This window comes from Mesorhizobium yinganensis, from assembly GCF_040081985.1.
Taxonomy (GTDB): Bacteria; Pseudomonadota; Alphaproteobacteria; order Rhizobiales; family Rhizobiaceae; genus Kumtagia; species Kumtagia yinganensis.
In genome coordinates this window covers 91632-114475 of the sequence record NZ_JBEBMH010000002.1, presented here as the reverse complement: position 1 = coordinate 114475, position 22844 = coordinate 91632, and the positions used below count along the sequence as shown (strand labels likewise).

The following is a 22844-nucleotide window of genomic DNA, read 5'->3' as shown; positions in this document are numbered from 1 at the left end:
CTCTGGCTTTCGACGGTACGCCTCAGCGAGTCTTGGGACCGATATGCCTGCCATCGCGCTGATCGGCGACACGGCGGTTGATGATGTTGCGGCCGAAAGTCCTTATGCCGAAGCCCAATCCAAGCGCCAGCAGCGAGCCAGCCCAGCCGCCGGGAAGCAATCCAACCAGACTCGAGGTCAAAAGCTGCATGAGGTCGGAACCGGTGGTCTGCTCCACACCTTGCAGCACGCTAGGCGCGGCATTCTGCAGAAACTGTCGGATCGTTTCCAACGCCTGGCTGACCGGCGCGATGTTGGGATCGGTGGATGACCTGAGAAGGTTCTGCCACAATTCAACGTTTTGAACCGCCGATGCCGCCGCCGAAGCATTCGTGCCTTGCGGCGCCGCGGCGCAAAGCGTGGAGGAAATCGTCGGATCGAGCGTGCATGTGCCGCCCCTGACAACGCCAAGCCCGCCGAGCAAGGCGGCAAGCCCACCGGAGTAGTTTACCCAATCGGCGTTCTTGATGGTCTCGGAGTTGAGCTGCCTCAGATCGTCGGCGGTCATCGCAACGCGGCCCTCCGACAAGGGCCGGCTCGAGCCGTTCGTCAAGGCTGCCCAGGTCGCGGCGTCGGCGGCGCCGGTGACCGGCAAGCCGTTGTCGATCTGAAACAGGGCTACCGCTCCGCGCGTGAGCGAGCCGAACTTTCCATCGGTTCCTCCGGTATAGTAGCGCAGTTCGTTGAGGAGCGCTTGCAGCCGCTTGACTGCCTCTTCGTTGTTGACGCCCATTTTCAACACTGGCCAGTCGCCTTCATCCGGGGTTTCAATAGTGCCCTTCTGCTGCAATCGCTTGAGGAGTATTTGGAGCAGTTGCGCCAGGGATTTGGGCTGGGCCCCGCCGTCGTGGATGTCGTCGACATCTGGATCCAGCTCTTCGGGATCACGCGCATCATATTTTGCGAGGAGTATTGTGGGGCTAACGTTTTGCAGGCTGGTCCATTCCTTTCCCAGACCGGCGACGCTGCGGCCGCGCCCCTTGATCAGAACCGCGCCCAGACGGTCCTGAAGCGCCTGCGAGTAGAGGTGCCTGCCTGACAATCCAAGTTTTCTGCGCAATGACTGCAAGGTTTTCTGGACGATCTGATAGCGGCCGATGGCGGATGACTCGGACGATCTGCGCATGAAGGTCTGAAGCTTGTCGATCTCGTCGAGCGTTTTGCTGACCAGATTCTGCTCCCTGCCGTTGGGCAGGTGCCTGCCGAAGTTCAGGGAAGTATTGTAGCCCTTGCTTCCTGTCGTTCCGACTTCGTGCAGGGCAATGAAATCGAGCAGCGGACGGAAGCGCTGAACCAAGTCATCGTCGGCCATGTCGTCTCCTCCGGACGGGTCTTCCATCGAGTCGTCTTCTTCGTCGTCATTTTCGTCGTGCATGCCGGCATCAAAGTCGTCCGGGTTCGTCCAACCGCGCTGGGCGGATTCACTGAGCCAGTCCGGCGCATTTGCGCTGGCGTTTCCCGGGCCCCAGACCACCTTCCGGGTATCGCCTGCCCCGTTGCCGAAGCCGACATGGATTCGCTTCGGTCCCATGTAACCCACGCCTGCTCCGATGCCGATGGCGCCATGGGCAGCGGCCGATGCGACGAACTTCCGAAAGACTGCACGATCGCGCGATTGCGTGAAATCCAGCGTCCGCCCGTCCTTCACGAGTTCGATGTCAGCGGCATTGCCGCCGTCATGACGGTGCGAACCGGTCCGGCGGCCGGTCGATCCGGGCTGGCCGCCTGAGATCACCCGAATGACGTCAACGTCCGCGTCATCGGCGGCCGCCAAAAGCACGCGCCTCAACTTGGAGTTGATCGGCCTGTCGCGAATTTTGCCGACAAGCCCTGACTCGTCGATACTTGCCATATTGGTTAGCCCTCTTTGGCATACTGTATGGCTGCCAGATCGGACCGTCAATTAAATGGATGAAGTATGGTTATCTCGGCTGATAGACATTCGTCATGCGCCGTCAGAATCGCGGGCGTTGCGTTAAATCTATCCGTTTCTGACGCGAGCCCGGATCGCAGCTTGAGCGGAAAACAAAGAAGGCCTTGACCTCCTCTGCCAGATCGTCGCGCGAGTAGTGCAGAGAATCTTTTATTAAAAATTCTGGCCGCCGTGCCAGCGGCCACGGACATTGCTCTTGGTCGAGCTGGGACAAGCAGAAGCGAAGCTGGAACGCCCCGGCCCGAATGGAAAACTCTTTTGCTGCTGCGCACGAGGCGATTTCCTGCCGGCCGCCGTTCCCGTTCCGCCCCGTGTCTTCATTGCGACAGGGCTTGGCGCTGCCGGGCCGTTTCGGGCATTGGGCTTGGCTACGATTTGGGCAAGAGGCTGCGCACGACGCGGCCGTGGCGGAATTTTTGAGGAAACGACCATGAGCGAGAACCTGACGGCCGAGCAGGAAACCGGCGGCAGGCGGGGGCGAGGCGATCGTGGCGGCGGAGCAGCCGCTCGCCGTGCGGCGCGGACCGGCGGCGGGCCGGGCACGCAGCTTAGCTATATCAAGCGGAAAATCCCGCTCTATGAGGTGCTGGACGAGGAAGGCCTGGCGCTGATCGAGCGCAACGCCGACACGGTGCTTGAGGAAATCGGCATCGATTTCCGAGACGACGCCGAGGCGCTTGAGCTGTTCAGGCAGGCCGGCGCCGATGTGAAGGGTGAGCGCGTGCATTTTCCGCGCGGCCTGCCGCGCGCGCTGCTGAAGACCGCGCCGAAGACCTATACGCAGCATGCGCGCAACCCTGAGCGCAATGTCGAGATCGGCGGCAAGGGCACGGTGTTCGCGCCGGTCTACGGCCCGCCCTTCGTGCGCGACCTTGACGGTGTCAGACGCTACGCCACCATCGAGGATTTCCGCAACTTCGTGAAGCTCGCCTACATGGCGCCGTCGATCCACCATTCGGGCGGCACCGTGTGCGAGCCGGTCGACGTGCCGGTGAACAAGCGCCACCTCGACATGGTCTATTCGCACATCAAATATTCGGACAAGCCGTTCATGGGCTCGGTGACCGCGCCGGAGCGCGCCGAGGACACGGTGGCGATGGCGAAAATCGTGTTCGGCGACGATTTCGTCGAGAACAACACGGTGCTGACCTCGCTCATCAACGCCAACTCGCCGATGGTGTTCGACGAGACGATGCTGGGGGCGCTGAAGGTTTACGCGCGGCACAACCAGGCCTGCATCGTCACGCCCTTCATCCTGGCCGGCGCGATGAGCCCGGTGACGGTGGCCGGCACGCTGACCCAGGTGCTGGCGGAAGTGCTGGCCGGCGCCTCGCTGACGCAGTTGATCCGGCCCGGCGCGCCGGTGCTGTTCGGAACCTTCGCCTCGTCGATCTCGATGCAGTCGGGCGCGCCGACCTTCGGCACGCCGGAGCCGTCGCTGGTATCGTATGGCGCGGCGCAGCTCGCCCGCCGGCTGGGCCTTCCGTTCCGCACCGGCGGCTCGCTCTGCGCCTCCAAGATCGCCGATGCGCAGGCGGCCTATGAGAGCGCCAACACGTTGAACTCGACGCTGCTTGCCGGCACCAACTTCGTGCTGCACGCCGCCGGTTGGCTGGAGGGCGGCCTGTCGTCGGGCTATGAGAAATTCATGATGGACGTCGACCAGCTCGGCATGGCGCAGAAGATGGCCGAGGGTGTCGATCTGTCGGAGAACGGCCAGGCGATGGACGCAATCCGCCAGGTCGGCCCGGGCAGCCACTATCTCGGCTGCGACCACACCCAGGCCAATTTCCAGACGGCGTTCTACCGCTCCTCGATCGCCGACAACAATTCCTACGAACAGTGGCTGGCCGAGGGCGAAAAGAGCGCCGCGCAGCGGGCCAACGAACTTTGCCGCCGCTGGCTGGAAAACTACGAGGCGCCGCATCTCGATCCGGTCATCGACGAGGCGCTGACCGCCTTCATTGCCCAGAAGAAAAATTCGATGCCCGACGCCTTCACGTGAAGGGAGCCCGATTCAGGCCGGGCTAAAGTGGCCGACATCATTCACAAGGAAGTCTGGCGCAGCGCCTTCAACACGCCGCCCGACAGAGCGTGATTTCCGAATCGGGTCGCGCCGATTGGCGCAACTCGATTTGGGGAAATTGCCGCGCCTGTCTCGAAATTGGGCCGGATCAGACCACGACGAAATCCGCATAGGTAAGCGCAAGCCCGATGCCGATCTTTGCGAACAGGATGCCGCCGCCCGAGCCGGTGCCGTTGGCGTCGTAGTAGAGTTCGCCGGTGTCGCGCTCGTAGATGATGCGGTCGTTGGCATCCTGCGCCAGCCCGGTGGTGTTGTTCCGGAAGTAGCCGGAGAGCAGAACACCGGTGTTCACCGCGGTGAAGATCGCGTCCGACAGCAGGAGCCGGTCGTCGGCGACGTTGAAGTCGGTAATGGTGTCGACGTTCGAGGCGCCGAGTTTTGTGTTGAAGACAAAAGTGTCGTTGCCGCCGAGCCCGCTCAATGTGTCGTTGCCCTCCCGCCCCTCGAGCCGGTTGTCGCCGGCATTGCCGGTGATCTTCTGGGCGAAAGCATTGCCGGCGAGGTCGATGTTGGATGTGCCGGTCGAACCGTTGGTAGTCATGATCTCGATGCCGACGCCGGCGCCGAGCCGGTAGTCGACCGCGGAAACCACCCGGTCGGCCGTGCCTTGGGAGGCGCTTTCGATGATGATGTCGCCAGAATTATAGATCCGGTAGGTATCGTTGCCGCCGAGCCCTTGCATGGTGTCGGCGGCGCCCTTGCCGCCGTCGTTGAGAATGTTGGCCCCCGCATTGCCGATGATCGTCTGCTTCAGCGTGTTGCCTGTCAGGTCGATCGATGAAGTGCCGGTGGTGCCGTTTGTGGTCAACAATTCGATGCAGGCCTTTGCACCCAATACATAATCCACCGCCGCCATGACGCGGTCGGCCGTGCCCTGCGTCGAGGCTTCGACGATGATGTCGCCCGAATTATAGACCCTGTAGGTGTCGTTGCCGCCGAGGCCCTGCATAGTGTCCGCAGCGCCCCCGCCGCTGCTGAGCACATTGGCTGCGGCGTTGCCGGTCAGCTCATCGGCGAATTTGCTGCCGGTGACGTTTTCGATGACCGTCGTGAAGGACAGGCCGAGATTGTTTTCCCACTCATAGGCCGGTGTGCTGGGATTGTTCATCGCATTCGTGATGAAGCTCGCGAACTGGGATCCATGCTGGGCGATAAGGTCGTCGATCTGGTCGGCCGTGCTGTAATAGGCGATGTCGGAATAGGCTCCTGGCCGCAGATCGACCTTCGAGCCGCGGCTCAGGGCCGAAAGATCGATCGTGTCGGTTCCGCCGGCGTCGTAGATCGCCTGCCTGCCGTCGAGGCTGGTGTCGGTGAAGGTATAGACGGTGTTGCCTGCGGCGGTCGTTTTGTCGGCGCCGTAGAGGGATTGGATGGCGGCGATGTCGAGCACCATCGGGGTGAAGTCGACCGTGGGTGCATAGTTCAGGAAAATGCTCCCGCCGCCCGAGGACCATTGGTAGAAATAATCCTGGGTCGTATAGCTCATCACCGTATAGGTCTTGCTGTCATAGCCGGCCGGCAGCGTGGGCGACTCGAACGGATGCTTGAGGCCGAGCGAATGGCCGGCTTCGTGCAGCAGCGTCTGAAATTGCGACGTGCCGCGCGCGAAGGTCGCGCCCTTGAGCGTCTCGTCGATCCACACGTCGCCATGCACCGGAACCTCGGGACCGATCGGCGGGCCATAGGCTGAGGCGCTGATGTTCGGGCCTTGCCGGGCGGTCACGTCGGTGAACGCCACCCTGATGTTGCCGGGCGTGGCGTCGTCGACCTCGCTGATGGATGGCGCGATGTAGGAATCCCAGATCGCCATCACGGCGCCGAAATTGGCCGCCTGGGTGCTGTCCAGCGTGCCGTATTGCGCGTCGATCGGCTCGCCCGTGCCATAACCCGCCAACCACGTGGCTCCCGGTCCCGGGATGGAATAGGTGATGTTCCCAGCCCACTTTGCGTTGCTTGGGTCGACAAGACCCGCATGCGCCTCGGCCGTCGTCACATTGGTTGTGGTCATGAATTTCCTCGCGCGGAAGTGATGCCCCGCGCGACAATTACGTGTGGGATGGCCGGTTGTCTATCCGAATACAATCAGCGATATTTGCCGGGCGCATCGCAGGTTGAACAAATGCTCGGCCAGCTTGCCGGAATCTTCGCCATCACGGGAAGCTTCGCAGCCAATGCATACGGTTTTTGCGATCTCGCCGGAGCCGCGCTCCACAAGTACCTTGCGGTATCCGGTTCAGATCACCACGAAATCCGCATTGGTGAGCCCGAGACCGATGCCGAGTTTTGCGAACAGGATGCCGTCGCCCGAGGCGTTGCCATTGGCGTCGTAGTAGAGTTCGCCGGTATCGTTCTCGTAGATGATGCGGTCGTCGGCATCCTGCGCCAGCCCCGTCGTGTTGGAGCGGAAGGCGCCGGCGGCGAGCACGCCCGCCGACAATGCCGTGAAGATTGCGTCGTCGAGTTGGATCGTGTCGGCGGCGAAACTGAAATCGGTGATGGCGTCGGCATTGGTCGAGGCATTCAGCGCGGTGTTGAAGACAAACGTGTCGGCGCCGCTGTAGCCGGTCAGCGTGTCATTGCCGGCATAACCCTTGATGGTGTCGTTGCCGGCGCCGCCGTTGATGGCATTGTTGCCGCCGTTGCCGTTGAGCGCGTCATCGTAGTTCGAGCCGCTCAGGTGCTCGATCGACACGAAAGTGTCGCCCTTGGCGTCGCCGCTGTTGATCGCGGGATTGGCAAGGCTGACGATCACCGCCTTGCCTGACGAGGCGTAGGATACCCGGTCGCTGCCGCTGCCGCCGCTGAGATAGTCGGCGCCGGCGCCGCCCATCAGCGTGTCGTTGCCGTCCTGGCCGAAAAGCCGGTCGTTGCCGGCGCCTGCATAGAGCCGGTCCTTGCCGACGTCGCCGAAGACGTCGCCGTCGATGGTGCCGAGGCGGCCATCGTAAAGATCGTCGCCGCCGCCGAGATACGCATCGCCGATCATCGTGCCGTTGTTGGTGATCTCATCCTTGGCCACCCAGATGGTCAGCGAGTCGTAGGACTCCCCGCCGCCTTTGATCGTGCCGGTGTTGAAGACGGTCAGGGTCTCGGTGGTCGTGCCGCTGCCTCCGTGGGAGATGGCTACCTTTTCGGCGTCGATGATCCCGGTGTTGACGATGGAGGACGCGCCGGTGGCGGCCTGGCCGTTCATGACGATGGCAAACCCGGCGCTCTCGATCAGGCCGTGGTTCACCAATCCCATATCATAGCCGTTGATGCGGATCGCACCCGCCTCGAAATTGCGGACCTGTCCGGTCTCCTCGACCGTGATGACGGAGCTGTGTTCGATTGCGGAACTGGTTCCGATCGAGATGGTGTCGTTGCTGGCGTTGGCAACCGTTCCGGCGATGACGACCTGGTGGTTGCTGAGCGTGCCGCGGATGGTGTTGTATCCTGGACCTTCCACGGCGAGGTAGACTTCGCGCGCCACAAACACGCTCTCGCCATCCTCGTCGAGGATGACGGCGTTGGCGCCGGTAACTGTCTGCGATTGCGGAAATTGCCATGCCATGAGACTGCTCCTTCGATCTGTCGAAATGAACGTCGGAAACGAATGCAAATCCTGGAAAGCATAGCACGATTGCGCAGATCGGAATTGTGCCGCCGGCGATGGCGAAAGTATCCACGAAGCATTGGCGCGGCGGCGTTTGTCGGCATAGGGTGCCGGCATGGAGCCAGCGAAGGCCAAAACGGGCACAAACACCATTCCCGCCGGAACTGTCGTCGAGGCCGATGCCGACATAGCCGTCGCGCTGTCCACCTGCGGCCTTATTGCGCGCGGCGGCTTCGATTTCCTGCCGGATGAAGACGCTCCGCCCGGACCGAACGGCGCGCCAGCGAAGGCTGTACTGCTGGTGGGGCAGGCGGGTGCCGGCGCCTGGCCGCACTTTCTCGCGTGGCGGGAGCGACAGCCGGCTGGCCTTGCCAATCCGCTCGATACATGGGCGCGCCAGACGATCGGCGCGGTTGCGGAACGATTCGGGGCGAGGGCGGTGTCGCCGTCCGACCGGCCTTATCTGCCGTTCCAGCAATGGGCGATGCGGGCGGAGGGGCTGAAGCCGTCGCCGCTGGGCATATTGATGCATCCCGAATACGGGTTGTGGCACGCCTATCGCGGCGCGTTGCTGTTCGATGTCGCATTGGATTTCCCACAGGCTGAGAAACCGATCCACCTTTGTGAAGGATGTCTTGGAAAGCCTTGCATGAAAGCCTGCCCGGTCGGGGCGCATTCGGATGCCGGCTTCGACCATGAGGGCTGCCTGCGTTTCGTCCGCGGGGCGGCAGGACAGGATTGCATGGAGGGCGGCTGCCTCGACCGCAACGCCTGCCCCTACGGCACGGCCTATCGTTACCCGGCAAGGGTACAGGCTTTCCACATGCAGGCTTTCGCCGGTCGTTGATATTTGTAGCCGGATGCGCAACCATTGCGCGCAAGGGGGTGGTCAAGGCCGGCCGCGGGAGAGGCCGGCGCATCGCGCGAGGCAGATCGCGCATGGAGGCACTTTTACATGACCGACGTCACCGCTTCCCATCAACCAGCGACCGTGGAACCCAGCCTGCACCGTGTCATGGGACCGTGGCTGCTCCTGCTGTTTATCGTCGGCGACATTCTGGGCACCGGCATCTACGCGCTGACCGGACAGGTGGCCAAGCAGGTGGGCGGGGTGGTCTGGCTGCCTTTCCTGGTGGCCTTCGTCGTGGCGCTGATCACCGCCTTCAGCTACCTCGAACTGGTGACGAAATATCCGCGCGCGGCGGGCGCGGCGCTCTATACGCACAAGGCGTTCGGCATCCACTTCATCACCTTCATTGTCGCCTTCGCGGTGATGTGCTCGGGCATTACCTCGGCCTCCACGGCGTCGCGCGCCTTCGCGGTGAATTTCTCAAGCGCGTTCGCTTTGGGGCTGGAAGGCGGCACCGGCATCATCCTGCTCGGGCTGGCCTTCATGGCTGTTGTGGCGGTGGTGAATTTCCGCGGCGTCGGCGAGAGCGTGAAGGCAAATGTCGTGCTGACCTGCGTTGAGCTCACCGGCCTGCTGATCGTCATCGTCATCGGCATGTGGGCGATCGGCATGGGGCAGGGCGACGTGGCGCGCATCACCGAATTCCACACGCCGGAAGGCGTCAGCGCGTTCTGGCCGGTCATCGCCGCCACCACGCTCGCCTTCTTCGCCATGGTCGGCTTCGAGGATTCGGTCAACATGGCCGAGGAAACCAAGGATCCGGTGCGGATTTTCCCAAAAATCCTGCTGGCGGGACTGCTCATCACCGGGCTGATCTATGTGCTGGTGTCGATCTCCGCGGTCACGCTGGTGGAGCCGGCGCAACTGGGAGAGGGCGAGGCGCCGCTGCTGAAGGTCGTATCGGCCGGCGCGCCGAATCTTCCGATCGGCATCTTCGCCTTCATCACCATGTTCGCGGTCGCCAACAGCGCGCTGATCAACATGCTGATGGCAAGCCGGCTGGTCTACGGCATGAGCCGCGAGCACGTGTTGCCGCCGGTGCTCGGCACGGTCCATCCGACAAGGCACACGCCCTACATCGCGATTGCCTTCACCACGCTGCTCGCCTTCGGGCTGATCACCTTCGTCGGCAGCGTGCCGCAGCTCGGCGGCACCACGGCGCTGCTGCTTCTGTGCGTGTTCACGGTGGTCAATGTCGCGGTGCTGGTGCTGCGCAAGGACACGGTGGGCCACAAGCATTTTCGCGCGCCGACCATCCTGCCGGTCATCGGCGCTATCGCCTGCGGTTTCCTGACCGGCCCGTGGACCGGCCGCAATCCCGAGCAATACACGATCGCCGGCGTGTTGCTGGCGATCGGCGTGGTGCTGTGGGCGGTGACCGTGGTGATCAACAAGCGCATTGGTGTGACGCCGAAAGCGCCCGACATCGAGGAACTCGGCACCGGCAGCACGGTGAACTGAGCCGCGAGGCTGCGACGGCTGACCGGTTTGCGGCCAGCCGTCACGTCTGGACCGGCTCGATCAGTAGCCCCCAATGATCGGCAGCACCTCGCCGGTGATGTAGCTCGAGCAGTGCGGAGAGGCCAGGAAGACATAGGCTGGGGCAATCTCTTCAGGCTGCGCCGGCCGTTTCATTGGCGTCTTCTCGCCGAATTTCGACACGTCCTCGGCTTCCTTCTCGGATGGGTTGAGCGGCGTCCACACGGGGCCAGGCGCTACCGCGTTGACGCGAATGCCCTTGCCGATCAGGTTGCCCGACAGCGCCCGCGTAAAAGCATGGATGCCGCCCTTGGTCATCGAATAGTCGACCAGCTCCTTGCTGCCGTCGATGCCGGTCACTGAGCCGGTGTTGACGATCGCCGAGCCGGGCTTCATGTGCGGCACGGCCTCCTGCGCCATGTGGAAATAGCCGTATAGATTGGTTTTCAGCGTCGTGTCGAAATGCTCTTCGGTCAGGTCCTCGAAATCGGTCGAATGGATCTGGAAGGCGGCATTGTTAACCAGAACGTCGATACGGCCGAATTTCTCGACCGTTTCGGCGACCGCCTTGCGGCAATAGTCCCGCCCGGTCACGTCGCCGGGCAGCAGGATGCATTTGCGGCCTTCCTTTTCGACCGCCTTCCGCGTTTCCTGCGCGTCCTTGTCCTCCGACAGGTAGGAAATGGCGATGTCCGCGCCTTCGCGCGCGAACAGAACGGCGACGGCCCGGCCGATGCCGGAATCGCCGCCGGTGATCAGCGCCACTTTGCCCTCCAGTTTCCGCGAGCCGACGTAGAACGGCGCGTCGTAAAGAGGCGCCGGCTCGATCTTCCATTCCTCGCCGGGCTTCGGATGGTGCTGTTTTGGGAAGGGCGGCTCCGGATATTTTCGCGCACCTGCCTGCATGGCGCTGCCATTGGCTGGTTTTTTCTGCTTGGCGGCATCCTTGGTGTCGACGCCTTTCTGGATCCGGCGTTGTTTCTGGGCTTCGTTGGCGGCGTGCGCCGGGTGCTCCGTCTGCATGGTGGCGTTCCTCGTTGATGACGCCCAACGCCCGAGGCGCCGAAAGGTTGAGCAAACCTTGCGCCGTTTCATCGGCAATTCATGGTGAGGCCCTTGAGATGGCAGCACAGGACACTACTCTCCCGGCGCAACCAGCAGCATCGGGGCCAATATGAGCAAGCGCGAGATCGAGATCAAAACAGAGGACGGCGTGGCGAAGGCGCACCTTTTCGAAGGCGGCACGGCCGGCGTCATCGTCTACATGGACGCTTTCGGCGTGCGCCCGGCCATGGATGAGATCGGCGAAGGGTTGGCGGAGGAGGGCTATACCGTGCTTGTGCCTGACCTGTTCTACCGCAACGCACCCTACGGGCCTTTCGACGCCAAGACCGCCTTCGACAACGATGATACGCGCACGAAGCTAATGGGCCTTATCACCGGCACGACGCAGGAGATGACGCAGCGCGACACGGCCGCTTTCCTGACCGCGCTGGATGCGGCTGGCGCCACGGGACCCGTCGGGACTGTCGGCTATTGCATGGGCGGCGGACGTGCCTTGAACGCCGCGGCCACCTATCCCGATCGCATCGCGGCTGCCGCCAGTTTCCACGGTGGTAATCTGGCCTCCGACGCGCCCGACAGTCCGCACCGCCAGGTGGGCAATATCAAGGGCCGGGTCTATGTCGGCGTCGCCGGGGTCGACCGCAGTTTTCCGCCGGAGCAGTCGGCAAGGCTGGCGCAGGCGTTGCGCGAGGCGGAAATTGACCACATCATCGAGAATTATGTCGGCATGAGCCATGGCTGGGCGGTCTCCGACCACGGCGCCTATGACGAGCGCGGAGCGGAGCGCCATTGGGAGCGGTTGACCACCTTCTTTGCCGAAGCCCTATCGGATAAGGTCTGATCTTTCCGCAGGGCTGCGATGTCCGACGATCCTTTCGACCTTTCCCGCTTTATCGACGCGCAGGCGCCGCTGATCGACCGGGTGCTTGCGGAATTGCACCAGGGCCGCAAGGCCAGCCACTGGATGTGGTTCGTGTTTCCGCAGTTGGCGGGGCTGGGCATGAGTGCGATGTCGCAGAGATATGCGATCGGCTCGCTTGCCGAGGCGAAAACCTATCTGGCGCATCCGTTGCTCGGCGAGCGGCTGCGGGAATGCGTCGAGATATTGCTGGAGCAGGAGGGCCGCTCGGCGCATGCCATGTTCGGCAGCCCCGACGACATGAAGCTGCGCTCCTGCCTGACGCTGTTTTCCGAAGCGAGCGGGGAGGAGGTGTTTTTGCGCGCGCTCGACAAATATTTCGACGGCGAGGCCGATGCTGAGACGCTACGGATTTTGGGAGATTTGCAGCCGGGCTGACGCGCGGGCCGCACTGCCGGTGGCTATCCCGGCAGTGCGGGATTGGAGGCTCAATCCGCCTTGGCGATGTGCCAGGTATTGTCGGCCTTGCCTTCGCCGGTGACGTCGCCGACTTTCTTGTCCATGATGAAGGTATAGAGGGGGTGGCCGTCGTAAGCCCACATCTTCGTGCCGTCCTTGCGCTCGACCACGGTCCATTCGCCCATGGCCTTGGCGTCGGCGGCCGCCTTCAGCGGCGGCCAGTTGGTGGCGCATTTGTCGTAGCAGTTCGACTTGCCGGCCGCGTCCTTGTCGTAGGTGTAAAGCGTCATGCCGTTCTGGTCGGTCCAGATTTTCCCGGCCGAGCTGTCCATGACCTTTGCCGGATCGGCCGCATAGGCCGCGGCGGTGGCGATCAGCAGCGCCGACACTCCGATGAGCACAGTCTTCATGATGATCTCTCCCTGATGCGCCCGCGCGGGGATGCGGCGGGCCTGAGAGGTCAACGACCCGGCCAGGCGCGGTCTTCCCGCAAAAAATTCTTCCAACACCCCAAGGAATGGCCGATAGGCTTCGTCTCATCGGCAAATGATGGCGCTTGCGGTGGACGAGATCGAAGCTTCCGACGCCGACCTGATCGGCCGGGCGCGCGAAGGCGACGGACAGGCTTTCGGCCGGCTGGTCGAGAGGCACTATGATTTTGTTTATCGCGTCGCGTATCGCTGGTGCGGCCGCAAGGCCGACGCCGATGACGTCGCCCAGGAAGTCTGCGTGCGGCTGGGATCCGCCATCAGAACCTATCGCGGCGCCGGCGCCTTCACCGCCTGGCTCTACACGCTGACCCTCAACGCGGCCCGCGACTTCTCGCGCAAGACCGCGCGCGAAACCGCCAGGACCGAGGCCTACGGCGTACAGGCGTTGATCGGCGGCGGGCCGCTGCAGGAGCCGGAACCAGAAAGCCAGGTTGAAGCGCTATGGGCCGCCGTGAGGCAACTGCCGGACAAGCAGCGCGATGCAGTGCTGCTGGTCTATGGCGAAGGCCTCAGCCATGCGGCGGCGGCGGATGTGATGGCAATCTCGGAGACGACGGTTTCGTGGCACATCCATGAAGCGAAGAAACGGCTGAAGCTGCTGATGCGTTCAGCCGGGGAAGTTTGACCATGGTCGACGACAACGAACTTTTCGCGCTGCGCGACATTCCCGCGTCAAAACCCTCGGGCGAGGCAAAGGCGCGCGCCATGCATGCCGCCATGGCCGCCTTCGAGGCGGAAAAAAATTCTCAAGCCACCCAAGGAACTGTAAAACCGCTTCGTCTCACCGACAGAGCAATCAAGCTTTGGAGTGGGATGATGTTTAAGAAACTGTATGCGACGCCGGCCCTGGCGACCCTCGTGGCGCTGCCGATTGCCGGCTACACGACCTTTTATCTCCTCGACAAACCGGAATCGCCGTTCGTATTCGGCACCGGCCAGGAGGCGGCCGACGTGCCGCGTGAGCAGAAGCAGGAAGTGGCGGTCGCCGACAGGAAGAAGGGCGACCAGGACGAGTCCGAGCGCGACGTTTTGGCCGACCTGACGGCTCAGCCGGCGCAGCCGCCGGCCGCGCCGGAACCGGCGAGCGAAGCGGTGGTAGCGGCGGAGAGCCGTACGGACGGCGGAGCGCGCGGCGTCGCGGCGCCCAAACCGATGGCGGCCGGCCGTGTCGCGCGAGACGCAGCCGTCGCCAATTCAAAACTGATGGCGCAGCCTGCGCCGAGCGTGGTGCCTTCCGACGTGCCGGTCATGCAGGAGGAAAACCGCGACCGCGTGCAGGATTTCGACACCAATCCGGTGCGTTCGGCGCTGGAAAGCCCCGTTTCGACCTTCTCCATCGACGTCGACACGGCGTCGTATTCCTTCGTGCGCCGTTCGCTGAAGGAGGGCTTTTTGCCCGATGCCGACAGCGTGCGGGTCGAGGAGATGGTCAATTATTTCCCCTACGACTGGAAGGGGCCGGACGCTGCGTCGACGCCGTTCAATTCGACCGTCACCGTCATGCCGACGCCGTGGAATGCCGGCACCAAGCTAATGCATGTGGCCATCAAGGGATATGACGTGAAGCCGGCGGAGAAGCCGAAGGCCAACCTCGTCTTCCTGTTCGACGTATCCGGCTCGATGAACGAGCCCGACAAACTGCCGCTGCTGCAGGCCGCCTTCCGGCTGTTGGTCAACACGCTCGGTCCCGACGACACGGTGTCGATCGTCACCTATGCCGGCGAGGCCGGTACGGTATTGGAGCCGACGAAGGTTTCGGAGCGCGACAAGATTCTGCACGCCATCGATAATTTGACGCCGGGTGGCTCGACGGCGGGCGAGGCGGGGATCCGCGAGGCCTACCAGCTGGCGGAAAAATCCTTCGTCAAGGACGGCGTCAACCGCGTTATGCTGGCGACCGACGGCGATTTCAACGTCGGCCAGAGTGACGACGCGGATCTGAAGCGCGTCGTCGAGGAGGAGCGGAAATCCGGCGTGTTCCTGTCGGTGTTCGGCTTCGGACGCGGTAATCTCAACGACCAGATGATGCAGACCATCGCCCAGAACGGCAACGGCACAGCTGCCTATATCGACACGCTGGCCGAAGCTGAGAAAGTGCTGGTGCAGGACGCCTCCTCGACGATCTTCCCGATCGCCAAGGACGTAAAGATCCAGGTCGAGTTCAATCCGGAAAAAGTCGCCGAGTACCGGCTGATCGGCTACGAGACCCGGGCGCTGAAGCGCGAGGACTTCAACAACGACCGCGTCGACGCCGGCGAGATCGGCTCCGGCCATTCGGTGACGGCGATCTACGAGATCACGCCGAAGGGCAGCCCGGCGACGGTGATGGACGATCTGCGCTACGGCCAGGCGGCCATCGACAATGGCGGCGTGGCGAACGCTGGCGAATATGCCTTCGTAAAAATCCGCTACAAGGCGCCGGACGGCGACGTCTCGAAATTGATCACCACACCGGTGACGGACGCCAATGTGGTTTCGTCCTTCGACGCAGCCTCGACCGACCAGCGGTTTTCGGTGGCGGTCGCGGCCTTCGGCCAAAAATTGCGGAACGCCGACCAGGTGGCGGGTTTCGGCTACGACAAGATCACGGAGGTCGCCACCGCCGCGCGCGGTGCCGATCCGTTCGGTTATCGCGCCGAGTTCCTGTCGCTGGTGCGACTGGCGGCGGCGCTGGACGCGGGCAAACGGTAAACGGCCCAGTCCTTCGGACCTGTTGTGTCCGGTAAGAACCTTCCAGGGTGGGTGAGGCAGGCCGGCGGAGATGGGCTTCTCCGCCGGCCTTTTTCGTCTGGCGGAAAGCTTCTCAAAATTCACCCTTGTCAAAAGATATATCTTTGCATAGATATGTCTCATGAGAGATATAACTGACAAAGGAGAATCCACAATGTTTCATCATTTTCGCAGGTCGCATGATCATTGCGGCGGCTGGTCTATGACGGCTGGCGAGGGCGGCGGGCGGTTCGGTGGTCGTCGCGGCGGCGGCATGGGCGGGCCTTTCGGCCGGCACCGCGGCGGGCCGTTCGGCGGCCGTGGGCCGCGCATGTTCGATCCCGGCGCGCTGCGGCTCGTCGTACTCGGGCTGATCGCGGAAGAACCGCGCCACGGCTACGACATCATCAAGGCGCTGGAGGCGAAGTTCCAGGGTGCGTACAGTCCCAGCCCCGGCGCTATATATCCGATGCTGCAGATGCTGGAGGAGGCCGACCTCGTCGTCTCGCAGGCGAACGGCAACAAGCGCCTCTACTCGATCACCGAGCAAGGAAAAGCCTATCTTGAAGAAAACGCCGAGGAACTGGCGCGCATCAACGCGCAGATCGACGAAGTTTCGGCCGATCGCGGCGAGATCTCGTTGGGCGACGAGGTGAGGGGGGTCGCCAAGGCGGTGTTCGTGCGGATGCGGCGCGGCGAATTCTCGCCCGAACAGGCTCGGAAAGCCCGCGACATCCTCAAAAAGGCCCGCCGCGACATCGAGGATCTGTGATAGACCCCGGCCGCACCGCGCGGCAAACGGGCCGCGCGGCGGAGACGGCAGGGGCAGAAAACCATGGCGAAAGGCGACCTCGACGAGTGGGATTTCGCGCGGGGTCTGCGCTCGATCTCAGCGGCCGAGATCAAAATGTTCTGGAACGCCTACATCGCCCGCCGCGAAAACTGTCCGGTCAAATACGGCAGCCTCTATTCACGCTGGCGCCATGTCGCCGACGATCTGGTGATCTCGCTCTACCTGACCAACCGCAGCGTCGGCCTGTTCGTCAGAGGCCAGCGCGGCGAGCGCTGGGCGACGACGCTGAATCGGTTGTCGGCCTTTGAACCCGCGCTCGGCGAGGCGCTCGGCGCCAGCCTGCGCGGCTATGAGGGCTGCTGCTATCTCAGCAACCACCCCTTGCCGGTGACCGATCCCGGTAGCTGGCCCCAGGCCTATCAATGGTTGGAAGCACGCGAAGAGCACTATTTTCGCGTGCTGGCCGAACAGTCCGAACGACAGGCCGACCCGGACTAGCGGATCAGCCCCGCCGCCGCCGGCGGGTTTCGCCGCCCTCGGCCGCGCCGCTCTGGTCTGCGGTCTTGTTGCGCAGCGGGCCAATGCGCTCGACGATCGTCGCAACGGTCGGGCGGGCTTGGCGCTGATGCGCGTCCAGCGATTTGCGCATGGCGGCCAGATGCTCGAACGAAGTGCCGCAGCAGCCGCCGATGATTTTTGCGCCGGCGTCGACCGCCAGCCGCACATAGTCGGACATCAGTTCCGGCGTGCCGGAATAATGGATGTCGGTGCCGCGGAATTCGGGGATGCCGCAATTGCCCTTGACGATGATCGTTGCGTCCGGCTTCGCCTCGGTCATGTCGAGCAGCGAGGCAAGGATGTCGGAGGCGCCGACGCCGCAATTGGCGCCGCAGGCGACAGCCGGCTCGACCAACCCATCTGCGACGCCGTGGATATGTTTCGGCGCCAGGCCCATCATCGAGCGGCCGGCGGTGTCGAAGGAGAAGGTGTAGGTGTAGGGCAGGCCGACGGCGATCGCGGCTTCCGCCGCGGCCTTCGCCTCGTCGGGAGCCGACATGGTCTCGATCCAGGCGATCTCGGCGCCGCCGGCCTTCAGGCCCTCGATCTGCTCCTTGAACGCCGCGACGGCCTCGTCATAAGTCATCGCGCCGAGCGGCTGCAGAAGCTCGCCGGTCGGGCCGACGGAACCCGCGACGATCACCTTGCGGTTGGCGGCGTCGGCGACTGAACGGGCGATCTCGGCTGCCTTCCTGTTCAATTCGTGGACACGATCCTGCGCATCATGCAGCTTCAGCCGGTGGCGCGTGCCGCCGAAGGAATTGGTGAGGATGATGTCGGCGCCGGCCTCGACGAAATTCCGGTGCAGCGCGGCGATTTTTTCCGGTGCGTCCTCGTTCCACAGTTCCGGCGCTTCGCCGGAGGCAAGACCCATGTTAAACAGGTTCGTCCCGGTCGCGCCGTCGGCCAGCAGGATGCCCTTTTCGGCGATAAGGGCGTCTATGGAGTTGGTCATGGAACGATACTTTGTGCTGAAATCGACGGGATAAAGATATAAAGAAGTCTTTATGTCTGGTCAAGGAAGTTCGGCGGGCTTGAAGGCGATTTGTGAGCCCTAACCGCGGCCGCGCCCTTCAAAATCGCATCTCGGCGAGATTGGCGGCAAAACCCGGCGCCTCGTGCGGGTTGATCTCGGCGGAGCGGATGAGATTGTCGAAATGCCGGGTCAAGGTCCGCACCGCCGAGGTGGCGTTGAGCACCAGATACATGTCTCCGACATAGACCGCGACGCGGTAGGGCCCGAAGATGGTGTAGGGCACCGAATAGCGCATGCGCCCATCATAGAGGAACATCCGGAAGGTCGGATAGAGTTCGTCGAGCAGGGTCGCCATGTGGCGCAGTTGCGCGCGGCGGGCTTCCTCCGGAAAGCCGGACCAGACGCCGAGCCCGCGTGTGAAGATTTCCAGCGTGTGGCGCGGCATGCAGACTTCCATGTCGGTCTCGGGCCGGCGGTTGTAGTCGATGCGGTAGCGGGTTTCGCCGGCCTGCGCCTCGCGGCTGCGGTTTGATATTTCCGCTTCGTAGTCGATCAGCGCCTCGGTGCGCAGCAGGTCGGGAATGCCGGCCGGCACGTAGCGGATTTTCGTGCCGACGGCCTCCGCATGCCAACTGGCGAGCAAGGTGTCGTCGAAATTGCCGGAGCCTTCCTCGATCTCGAAACTCTCGCGGATTTCTCCGGTCAGGCCCTCGTCGTGGCTCAGCCCCATCAGCCAGTCGAGCGACACCTTGTGCTCGGCGGCGATGGTGAGCAGCGTTTCGGCGCGGGGGAGGCGCGTCGAGGCTTCCGACAGCATCTGCGACAGGGCCGAGCGATCGATGCCGATGGAAGCCGCGAAAGCCGACTGATTCCCGGCATATCTTTGCAGGAGCGTGCGCAAACGCTCGCGAAACAGGCTTGAAAGATCGCGCTTGTCCACATCGCCTCCTTGCGGAGTATGCCATACCCCTTTGGCCTGATTTTGGGCCCGATACGGGCATATGAATCCGCAGAATGTTTACTTTCCATAACATTTGAGGCCAGAAGTGCGCAATCACAACATTTTCTGCGCATTGTCGCGTTGAGACCCGCGCCGACTCCTGACACAATGCTGTCAGGAATCGATTTGGATTCCGGCGACTGGGGGCAGTGGTCGATAGAATGAAAGCATATGGGCGCAGGGGGCAGGCGGTCGGGCCACTGGAGTGGCCGACCGTCCTCCTGATCATCGCAACTTACGGCGCCTGGGCGCTGCTTGGCGGCATCGTCTGGCCGGCCTATCCGGTCGTTGCGATCTTCCTCATGGGCATCGTGCTGGCGCTGCAATCCTCGCTGATGCACGAGGCGTGCCACGGCCATCCGACGCGAAAGGGTTGGGTCAACGAGTTGCTGGTGGGCCTGCCGATCGGGCTGGTCTATCCGTTCCGGCGGTTCCGGTCGCTGCATCTCAAACATCACGCGGACGAGAGCCTCACCGATCCCTTCGACGACCCCGAATCCTATTATCGTTGCTTCTACCAGCACGGCGCACTGCCGGGCTGGCTGCGTTTCCTGCTGGACGTCAACAACACCATGATCGGCCGCTTCGTTATCGGGCCACTGCTCGGCACGCCCGGTTTCCTGCTGGCCGAAGCGAAGCTGATCGCCGCCGGCGACCGCGCCGTGCGAAAGGCGTGGCTGCTGCATGGCGTCGGGCTGGCGATCGTGCTGCCGATCCTGCTGTTCGGCTTTGGTATTCCGATCTGGGATTATTTGCTCGCCGTCTGGTTCGGCCAGTCGCTGATTTCGGTGAGGACTTTCGCCGAGCACCAGTGGTCGGAGCGGCCGGACGGGCGCACCATCATCGTCGAGCGTTCGCCCTTCGCCTTCCTGTTCCTCAACAACAATTTGCACCTGGTGCATCACAAGAACCCGACCGTCGCCTGGTACAGATTGCCCGCTATGTTCCGCGCCCGCCGCGACGAATGGCTGGCGATGAACCACGGCTACGTGTTCCCGAACTATCTGGCGCTGCTGAAGAGTTACGGGTTGCGCGCCAAGGAGCCGGTGGTGCACCCGGCGCTGCGCCGCGCACCGGAGATCGGCCGCGCGTTCAAGCCGCGCGTGCGCGCCCGTTCGCTGAACGGCATGGGCTCGGTGCCGGTGCCGGCCGAGCCGCCGAAGGAGTAAGGACGTCGCCCTTGCATTCCGGCGCCGCCTGATCTCAATGCCTTCCGCATGAGCGATTTCATAGCCGCATTGCCGATGTACGACTGGCCGGAAAGGCATATGCCGTAAGGCTTTCAGGTGTCGTGTTGTACGAATGTCGTACCGGCTAGCCAAGAAAAACCCCGCCGAAGCGGGGTTCTCGTAGGATAGGGCAGGGCGTTCAGGCGCACTGCCGTCTAGGACACAACCCCGTCGCGCATAGCAGACACACTTTGCAATCCGCCTCGTCCGGCACCTTGAGGCTGCTGCCCAGGATAAGCCTGTCGCGGTTCGGATCCTCATAAGCGAACGATCGAACGCCATAGAGTTCCATACCTTTACCTGTCTTTGATCGGCACATGACCAGCGATGGCATCGGGTGGTCCCGGTGCGAGACGCAGGTGCCGACTTCGTAGGTGTATAGGTCGGCAGGCGGCGGGGCGGCTGGTCGGGCGCGGGTGGTGGGTCTTTCAAGGGTGGTGAGGGTCATGAGTTCGACTTTCGAGTTGGCTTGCTAAAGCCGTTCTCCGGTCGTGCGGCCGGCAGCCGGGAGTTAGCAACCCGCTCGAAACGGGTAGGACGCGTTTAAGCTTTCGCTCTGGACATTACGGCCTCTCCCGGCCATAACAGCCGAGTTAGGCCGCCCGCCAAGGCGTCCTGGTTGCGCCTCGATCCCGCCAAGGATCTTGCGCTTCATCCGGCGCCCGCCAAGGTGCCGAAGATATTCGAGTCCGGGTTGCTACACCCACCGGACACTTTCCGCCCGATTCGTGAAAAAATCAACACCCCACACGGGGGAGAGACGCGCGGCCGTTACCAACCAACCGCCCGCCCTGACCACGGAGCGCCGCAGTCGTTCACCGAACCACGCCCCGCGATCTCAGGACGCATTTGTTGATGTAGCGCAGGCAAGTCGGGCGGCAAGGATCGACTCCCGCCCGTGCCCGTGAGAGAGTGTCGTGGCGGAGGCTACAATGGCAACTTTTGTCGAGACACTTGCGGCAGCATCACAGGTACTTGGTGTCATCAAGGAACTGCGTGACATTGATAAGGGGTTGAGTCAGGGTGAACTCAAAGCACGCATGGCCGACCTTTATAGTTCCGTAGCCGATATTCGAATGGCTCTCGCGGATGCAAATGAGGAACTACGCGCGAAAGATCGAGAAATAGCCGAACTTAAGGCACGCTTTGAGCAAACATCGCAACTTGTCGAGTTTCGAGGATATCAGTACAAAGCAGGACCTGACGGAAAACCACGCGGCAAGCCCATGTGTCCTGTGTGCATGGGCGACGGAAAACACGTTCCGCTATCAAACATCCTAGATGTTATGCACCAATGCCCCAAGTGCCAAGGCAACTTTGGTCTGCTTCAGGAATTCCCCGGATGAAGAAGGATGAAGCTGAAAAGGCAATTCGTCACATGTGCGCTTTATGGGCAGGGGAATGCAACATCCCCATTGACCCGATGATTCCGCCAAGCTTTTCCGACTTTAAGACTTGGGCGGAGAAGAAGGGCTATGGCCAGTATTTCGAGTTTCGTTCTATAATGGGCGCGCGGCACGATGTAGAGCAGTGGTTCGATGAAGAGTTCAAGCAGACTTGGCGCAACTGACTGGAGGGAATGATGCCAGAGAGATTTGAAGCAGGAGTCCAGTATAACGATTGGAAAGGCACTGTTGCTGCGGACGAGGCCGACAATAAATCGATTCAAAGCTTTTTCCGCGAGCGATGTGGACTTGGAAAAGATTCTTATGTCGTCGGCATTCGCATGCACGAGCATACTTCTTCTCGCGGAATGTGGGTGCGAGCAATTGTGGCGGATGGTGAAGGGTTCGACGATGTCAATACGCAGATTACCGCGGAAGGAACGCTCCGATTCAAGGAATTTGATCTAGAACTGTCTTATGATGAGTTTTTCAAGCTCTTCAAGAGATTCAGTTTGGTACTTACAACGCCAAGCCTTAAGCTTGACGGGCGCGAATACGAAATAACTAATCCTTCGTTTTAACCCGCCAACCCCCGCGCCTCGTCGACGATCGACGCCTGCGCGGCCTACGCCGCCACGCCCATCATCATCGGACCACCGACTGCGCCGATGCGCCGCAATGGCTCGGATGGCGACGGCACCTTGCCCAGCAAATCCAGCCAGTACGCGATGACTTCGGCCTTGAAGCCGTCCGCCGTTATCGTCGTCAACACCACTTGGCCGCCGAGGGCCGGCCCACCATGGAATACCGGCTTGCTGCGGCACGCTTCGAACAGCCGCAAGGTAGACGGCACGAATGCCGCCTCCGCGTCGATGTCGATGCCGGTTGCCGCAACCTCGCTATCGTCTAGCGGAATGCCGGCGACGAAATCTGGGAGATCGGTTCGCCATTTCGCGCCTGCATCGATCTCGGCATGCCAATGAAACGCGCCGCGCGTCTCCGAAAATCCGGCTATGAAGAGATCCTGTTCCTTCGGCCAATTGCGGTTAGCGGCCATCTCCGAACGCAGGAACGCATTAAACTGGTCAAGCGCGCCGTCGACCGAACCTGCCGCAGAAGCCGCCATCAACCCCTGGCCGAAGTGCGCCAGCACCCCCATGTCGCCGCGTGACGTGAGTATGAGCGGAAGTTGTCCGGCCGGCTGCAGCTTGAGCATGACGGCCTGCGCCATGCCCGTCTGCGGATCCCACACGAGCGTGTCAGATAGGATTTCGACAC

Annotated in this window: 22 protein-coding genes; 14 read left to right on the top strand and 8 right to left on the bottom strand. The window is 62.6% G+C overall.

Features of this window, described 5'->3' with window-relative positions; all coding sequences use genetic code 11:
- Window positions 1-22: 22 nt before the first annotated feature.
- Window positions 23-1414 (bottom strand): peptidoglycan-binding protein, encoded by a 1392-nt coding sequence (locus ABMA59_RS04130; protein ID WP_349004044.1) that lies wholly within the window; start codon window positions 1412-1414, stop codon window positions 23-25.
- A gap of 135 nt (window positions 1415-1549) precedes the next feature.
- Here ABMA59_RS04130 and ABMA59_RS04125 point away from each other — a divergent pair, with 135 nt between their 5' ends.
- Window positions 1550-1768 (top strand): hypothetical protein, encoded by a 219-nt coding sequence (locus tag ABMA59_RS04125; RefSeq protein ID WP_349004043.1) that lies wholly within the window; start codon window positions 1550-1552, stop codon window positions 1766-1768.
- Between the two features lie 634 nt (window positions 1769-2402).
- Complete coding sequence (locus ABMA59_RS04120) at window positions 2403-3977, top strand: trimethylamine methyltransferase family protein (protein WP_349004042.1); 1575 nt, start codon at window positions 2403-2405, stop codon at window positions 3975-3977.
- Window positions 3978-4146: 169 nt separating this feature from the next.
- On the opposite strand, the gene ABMA59_RS04115 is transcribed toward ABMA59_RS04120, so the two are convergent.
- Both ABMA59_RS04115 and ABMA59_RS04110 read right to left on the bottom strand, forming a co-directional pair.
- The gene (locus ABMA59_RS04115; RefSeq protein ID WP_349004041.1) at window positions 4147-6066 is read right to left on the bottom strand and encodes a M10 family metallopeptidase; all 1920 of its coding nucleotides are present in this window, start codon (window positions 6064-6066) and stop codon (window positions 4147-4149) included.
- Between the two features lie 225 nt (window positions 6067-6291).
- The gene (locus ABMA59_RS04110; RefSeq protein ID WP_349004040.1) at window positions 6292-7611 is read right to left on the bottom strand and encodes a calcium-binding protein; all 1320 of its coding nucleotides are present in this window, start codon (window positions 7609-7611) and stop codon (window positions 6292-6294) included.
- Between the two features lie 157 nt (window positions 7612-7768).
- Here ABMA59_RS04110 and ABMA59_RS04105 point away from each other — a divergent pair, with 157 nt between their 5' ends.
- Window positions 7769-8500 carry a hypothetical protein gene (locus ABMA59_RS04105; protein ID WP_349004039.1) on the top strand — a complete coding sequence of 244 codons (732 nt, stop codon included), beginning with the start codon at window positions 7769-7771 and terminating at the stop codon, window positions 8498-8500.
- A 108-nt stretch (window positions 8501-8608) separates the two neighbouring features.
- On the top strand, window positions 8609-10024 hold the full coding sequence (locus ABMA59_RS04100) for an APC family permease (protein ID WP_349004038.1): 1416 nt from the start codon (window positions 8609-8611) through the stop codon (window positions 10022-10024).
- A gap of 60 nt (window positions 10025-10084) precedes the next feature.
- Here ABMA59_RS04100 and ABMA59_RS04095 read toward each other — a convergent pair whose 3' ends face one another.
- Window positions 10085-11065, bottom strand: a complete 981-nt coding sequence (locus ABMA59_RS04095) for an SDR family oxidoreductase (protein WP_349004037.1) — start codon at window positions 11063-11065, stop codon at window positions 10085-10087.
- 151 nt (window positions 11066-11216) lie between these two features.
- Here ABMA59_RS04095 and ABMA59_RS04090 point away from each other — a divergent pair, with 151 nt between their 5' ends.
- Both ABMA59_RS04090 and ABMA59_RS04085 read left to right on the top strand, forming a co-directional pair.
- On the top strand, window positions 11217-11948 hold the full coding sequence (locus ABMA59_RS04090; protein WP_349004036.1) for a dienelactone hydrolase family protein: 732 nt from the start codon (window positions 11217-11219) through the stop codon (window positions 11946-11948).
- An 18-nt stretch (window positions 11949-11966) separates the two neighbouring features.
- A complete protein-coding gene (locus ABMA59_RS04085) occupies window positions 11967-12404 on the top strand; it encodes a DUF1810 domain-containing protein (RefSeq protein WP_349004035.1) in 438 nt (145 codons plus the stop codon).
- A 50-nt stretch (window positions 12405-12454) separates the two neighbouring features.
- On the opposite strand, the gene ABMA59_RS04080 is transcribed toward ABMA59_RS04085, so the two are convergent.
- The gene (locus ABMA59_RS04080; RefSeq protein ID WP_349004034.1) at window positions 12455-12835 is read right to left on the bottom strand and encodes a COG4315 family predicted lipoprotein; all 381 of its coding nucleotides are present in this window, start codon (window positions 12833-12835) and stop codon (window positions 12455-12457) included.
- Between the two features lie 139 nt (window positions 12836-12974).
- On the opposite strand from ABMA59_RS04080, the gene ABMA59_RS04075 reads away from it, so the two are divergent.
- The 4 genes from ABMA59_RS04075 to ABMA59_RS04060 all read left to right on the top strand — a co-directional run bounded on the left by ABMA59_RS04075 (window position 12975) and on the right by ABMA59_RS04060 (window position 16916).
- A complete protein-coding gene (locus ABMA59_RS04075; protein WP_349004033.1) occupies window positions 12975-13541 on the top strand; it encodes an RNA polymerase sigma factor in 567 nt (188 codons plus the stop codon).
- Window positions 13542-13543: 2 nt separating this feature from the next.
- Complete coding sequence (locus ABMA59_RS04070; protein ID WP_349004032.1) at window positions 13544-15607, top strand: vWA domain-containing protein; 2064 nt, start codon at window positions 13544-13546, stop codon at window positions 15605-15607.
- Window positions 15608-15800: 193 nt separating this feature from the next.
- Window positions 15801-16397 (top strand): PadR family transcriptional regulator, encoded by a 597-nt coding sequence (locus ABMA59_RS04065; RefSeq protein WP_349004031.1) that lies wholly within the window; start codon window positions 15801-15803, stop codon window positions 16395-16397.
- 63 nt (window positions 16398-16460) lie between these two features.
- The gene (locus ABMA59_RS04060; protein WP_349004030.1) at window positions 16461-16916 is read left to right on the top strand and encodes a hypothetical protein; all 456 of its coding nucleotides are present in this window, start codon (window positions 16461-16463) and stop codon (window positions 16914-16916) included.
- Window positions 16917-16920: 4 nt separating this feature from the next.
- On the opposite strand, the gene bmt is transcribed toward ABMA59_RS04060, so the two are convergent.
- Together bmt and ABMA59_RS04050 are read right to left on the bottom strand one after the other, a co-directional pair.
- Window positions 16921-17931 carry a betaine--homocysteine S-methyltransferase gene (gene bmt, locus ABMA59_RS04055; protein WP_349004029.1) on the bottom strand — a complete coding sequence of 337 codons (1011 nt, stop codon included), beginning with the start codon at window positions 17929-17931 and terminating at the stop codon, window positions 16921-16923.
- Between the two features lie 118 nt (window positions 17932-18049).
- A complete protein-coding gene (locus ABMA59_RS04050) occupies window positions 18050-18892 on the bottom strand; it encodes a helix-turn-helix domain-containing protein (protein WP_349004028.1) in 843 nt (280 codons plus the stop codon).
- 221 nt (window positions 18893-19113) lie between these two features.
- Between ABMA59_RS04050 and ABMA59_RS04045 the strand changes: the two genes are divergently transcribed.
- The 4 genes from ABMA59_RS04045 to ABMA59_RS04030 all read left to right on the top strand — a co-directional run bounded on the left by ABMA59_RS04045 (window position 19114) and on the right by ABMA59_RS04030 (window position 22147).
- Window positions 19114-20121 carry a fatty acid desaturase gene (locus tag ABMA59_RS04045; protein ID WP_349004027.1) on the top strand — a complete coding sequence of 336 codons (1008 nt, stop codon included), beginning with the start codon at window positions 19114-19116 and terminating at the stop codon, window positions 20119-20121.
- 992 nt (window positions 20122-21113) lie between these two features.
- Entirely contained in the window at window positions 21114-21527 is a 414-nt protein-coding gene (locus tag ABMA59_RS04040; RefSeq protein WP_349004026.1) for a coiled-coil domain-containing protein, read from the top strand.
- A complete protein-coding gene (locus tag ABMA59_RS04035; RefSeq protein ID WP_349004025.1) occupies window positions 21524-21751 on the top strand; it encodes a hypothetical protein in 228 nt (75 codons plus the stop codon). The genes ABMA59_RS04040 and ABMA59_RS04035 overlap by 4 nt, the downstream gene beginning before the upstream one ends.
- Window positions 21752-21763: 12 nt before the next feature.
- Window positions 21764-22147, top strand: coding sequence for a hypothetical protein (locus ABMA59_RS04030; RefSeq protein WP_349004024.1), 384 nt, complete (start codon window positions 21764-21766; stop codon window positions 22145-22147).
- A gap of 44 nt (window positions 22148-22191) precedes the next feature.
- Here ABMA59_RS04030 and ABMA59_RS04025 read toward each other — a convergent pair whose 3' ends face one another.
- Window positions 22192-22797, bottom strand: a complete 606-nt coding sequence (locus ABMA59_RS04025) for a hypothetical protein (RefSeq protein WP_349004023.1) — start codon at window positions 22795-22797, stop codon at window positions 22192-22194.
- Window positions 22798-22844: the final 47 nt, after the last annotated feature.

Coding starts and splice junctions, on each gene's coding strand:
- ABMA59_RS04025 (WP_349004023.1), bottom strand. CDS start 22,797: ATGGCGCAGGCCGTCATGCTCAAGCTGCAGCCGGCCGGACAACTTCCG.
- ABMA59_RS04060 (WP_349004030.1), top strand. CDS start 16,461: ATGGCGAAAGGCGACCTCGACGAGTGGGATTTCGCGCGGGGTCTGCGC.
- ABMA59_RS04070 (WP_349004032.1), top strand. CDS start 13,544: ATGGTCGACGACAACGAACTTTTCGCGCTGCGCGACATTCCCGCGTCA.
- ABMA59_RS04125 (WP_349004043.1), top strand. CDS start 1,550: ATGGATTCGCTTCGGTCCCATGTAACCCACGCCTGCTCCGATGCCGAT.
- ABMA59_RS04030 (WP_349004024.1), top strand. CDS start 21,764: ATGCCAGAGAGATTTGAAGCAGGAGTCCAGTATAACGATTGGAAAGGC.
- ABMA59_RS04040 (WP_349004026.1), top strand. CDS start 21,114: ATGGCAACTTTTGTCGAGACACTTGCGGCAGCATCACAGGTACTTGGT.
- ABMA59_RS04045 (WP_349004027.1), top strand. CDS start 19,114: ATGAAAGCATATGGGCGCAGGGGGCAGGCGGTCGGGCCACTGGAGTGG.
- ABMA59_RS04095 (WP_349004037.1), bottom strand. CDS start 11,065: ATGCAGACGGAGCACCCGGCGCACGCCGCCAACGAAGCCCAGAAACAA.
- bmt (WP_349004029.1), bottom strand. CDS start 17,931: ATGACCAACTCCATAGACGCCCTTATCGCCGAAAAGGGCATCCTGCTG.
- ABMA59_RS04090 (WP_349004036.1), top strand. CDS start 11,217: ATGAGCAAGCGCGAGATCGAGATCAAAACAGAGGACGGCGTGGCGAAG.
- ABMA59_RS04075 (WP_349004033.1), top strand. CDS start 12,975: ATGGCGCTTGCGGTGGACGAGATCGAAGCTTCCGACGCCGACCTGATC.
- ABMA59_RS04105 (WP_349004039.1), top strand. CDS start 7,769: ATGGAGCCAGCGAAGGCCAAAACGGGCACAAACACCATTCCCGCCGGA.
- ABMA59_RS04130 (WP_349004044.1), bottom strand. CDS start 1,414: ATGCACGACGAAAATGACGACGAAGAAGACGACTCGATGGAAGACCCG.
- ABMA59_RS04120 (WP_349004042.1), top strand. CDS start 2,403: ATGAGCGAGAACCTGACGGCCGAGCAGGAAACCGGCGGCAGGCGGGGG.
- ABMA59_RS04035 (WP_349004025.1), top strand. CDS start 21,524: ATGAAGAAGGATGAAGCTGAAAAGGCAATTCGTCACATGTGCGCTTTA.
- ABMA59_RS04115 (WP_349004041.1), bottom strand. CDS start 6,066: ATGACCACAACCAATGTGACGACGGCCGAGGCGCATGCGGGTCTTGTC.
- ABMA59_RS04100 (WP_349004038.1), top strand. CDS start 8,609: ATGACCGACGTCACCGCTTCCCATCAACCAGCGACCGTGGAACCCAGC.
- ABMA59_RS04065 (WP_349004031.1), top strand. CDS start 15,801: ATGTTTCATCATTTTCGCAGGTCGCATGATCATTGCGGCGGCTGGTCT.
- ABMA59_RS04080 (WP_349004034.1), bottom strand. CDS start 12,835: ATGAAGACTGTGCTCATCGGAGTGTCGGCGCTGCTGATCGCCACCGCC.
- ABMA59_RS04085 (WP_349004035.1), top strand. CDS start 11,967: ATGTCCGACGATCCTTTCGACCTTTCCCGCTTTATCGACGCGCAGGCG.
- ABMA59_RS04110 (WP_349004040.1), bottom strand. CDS start 7,611: ATGGCATGGCAATTTCCGCAATCGCAGACAGTTACCGGCGCCAACGCC.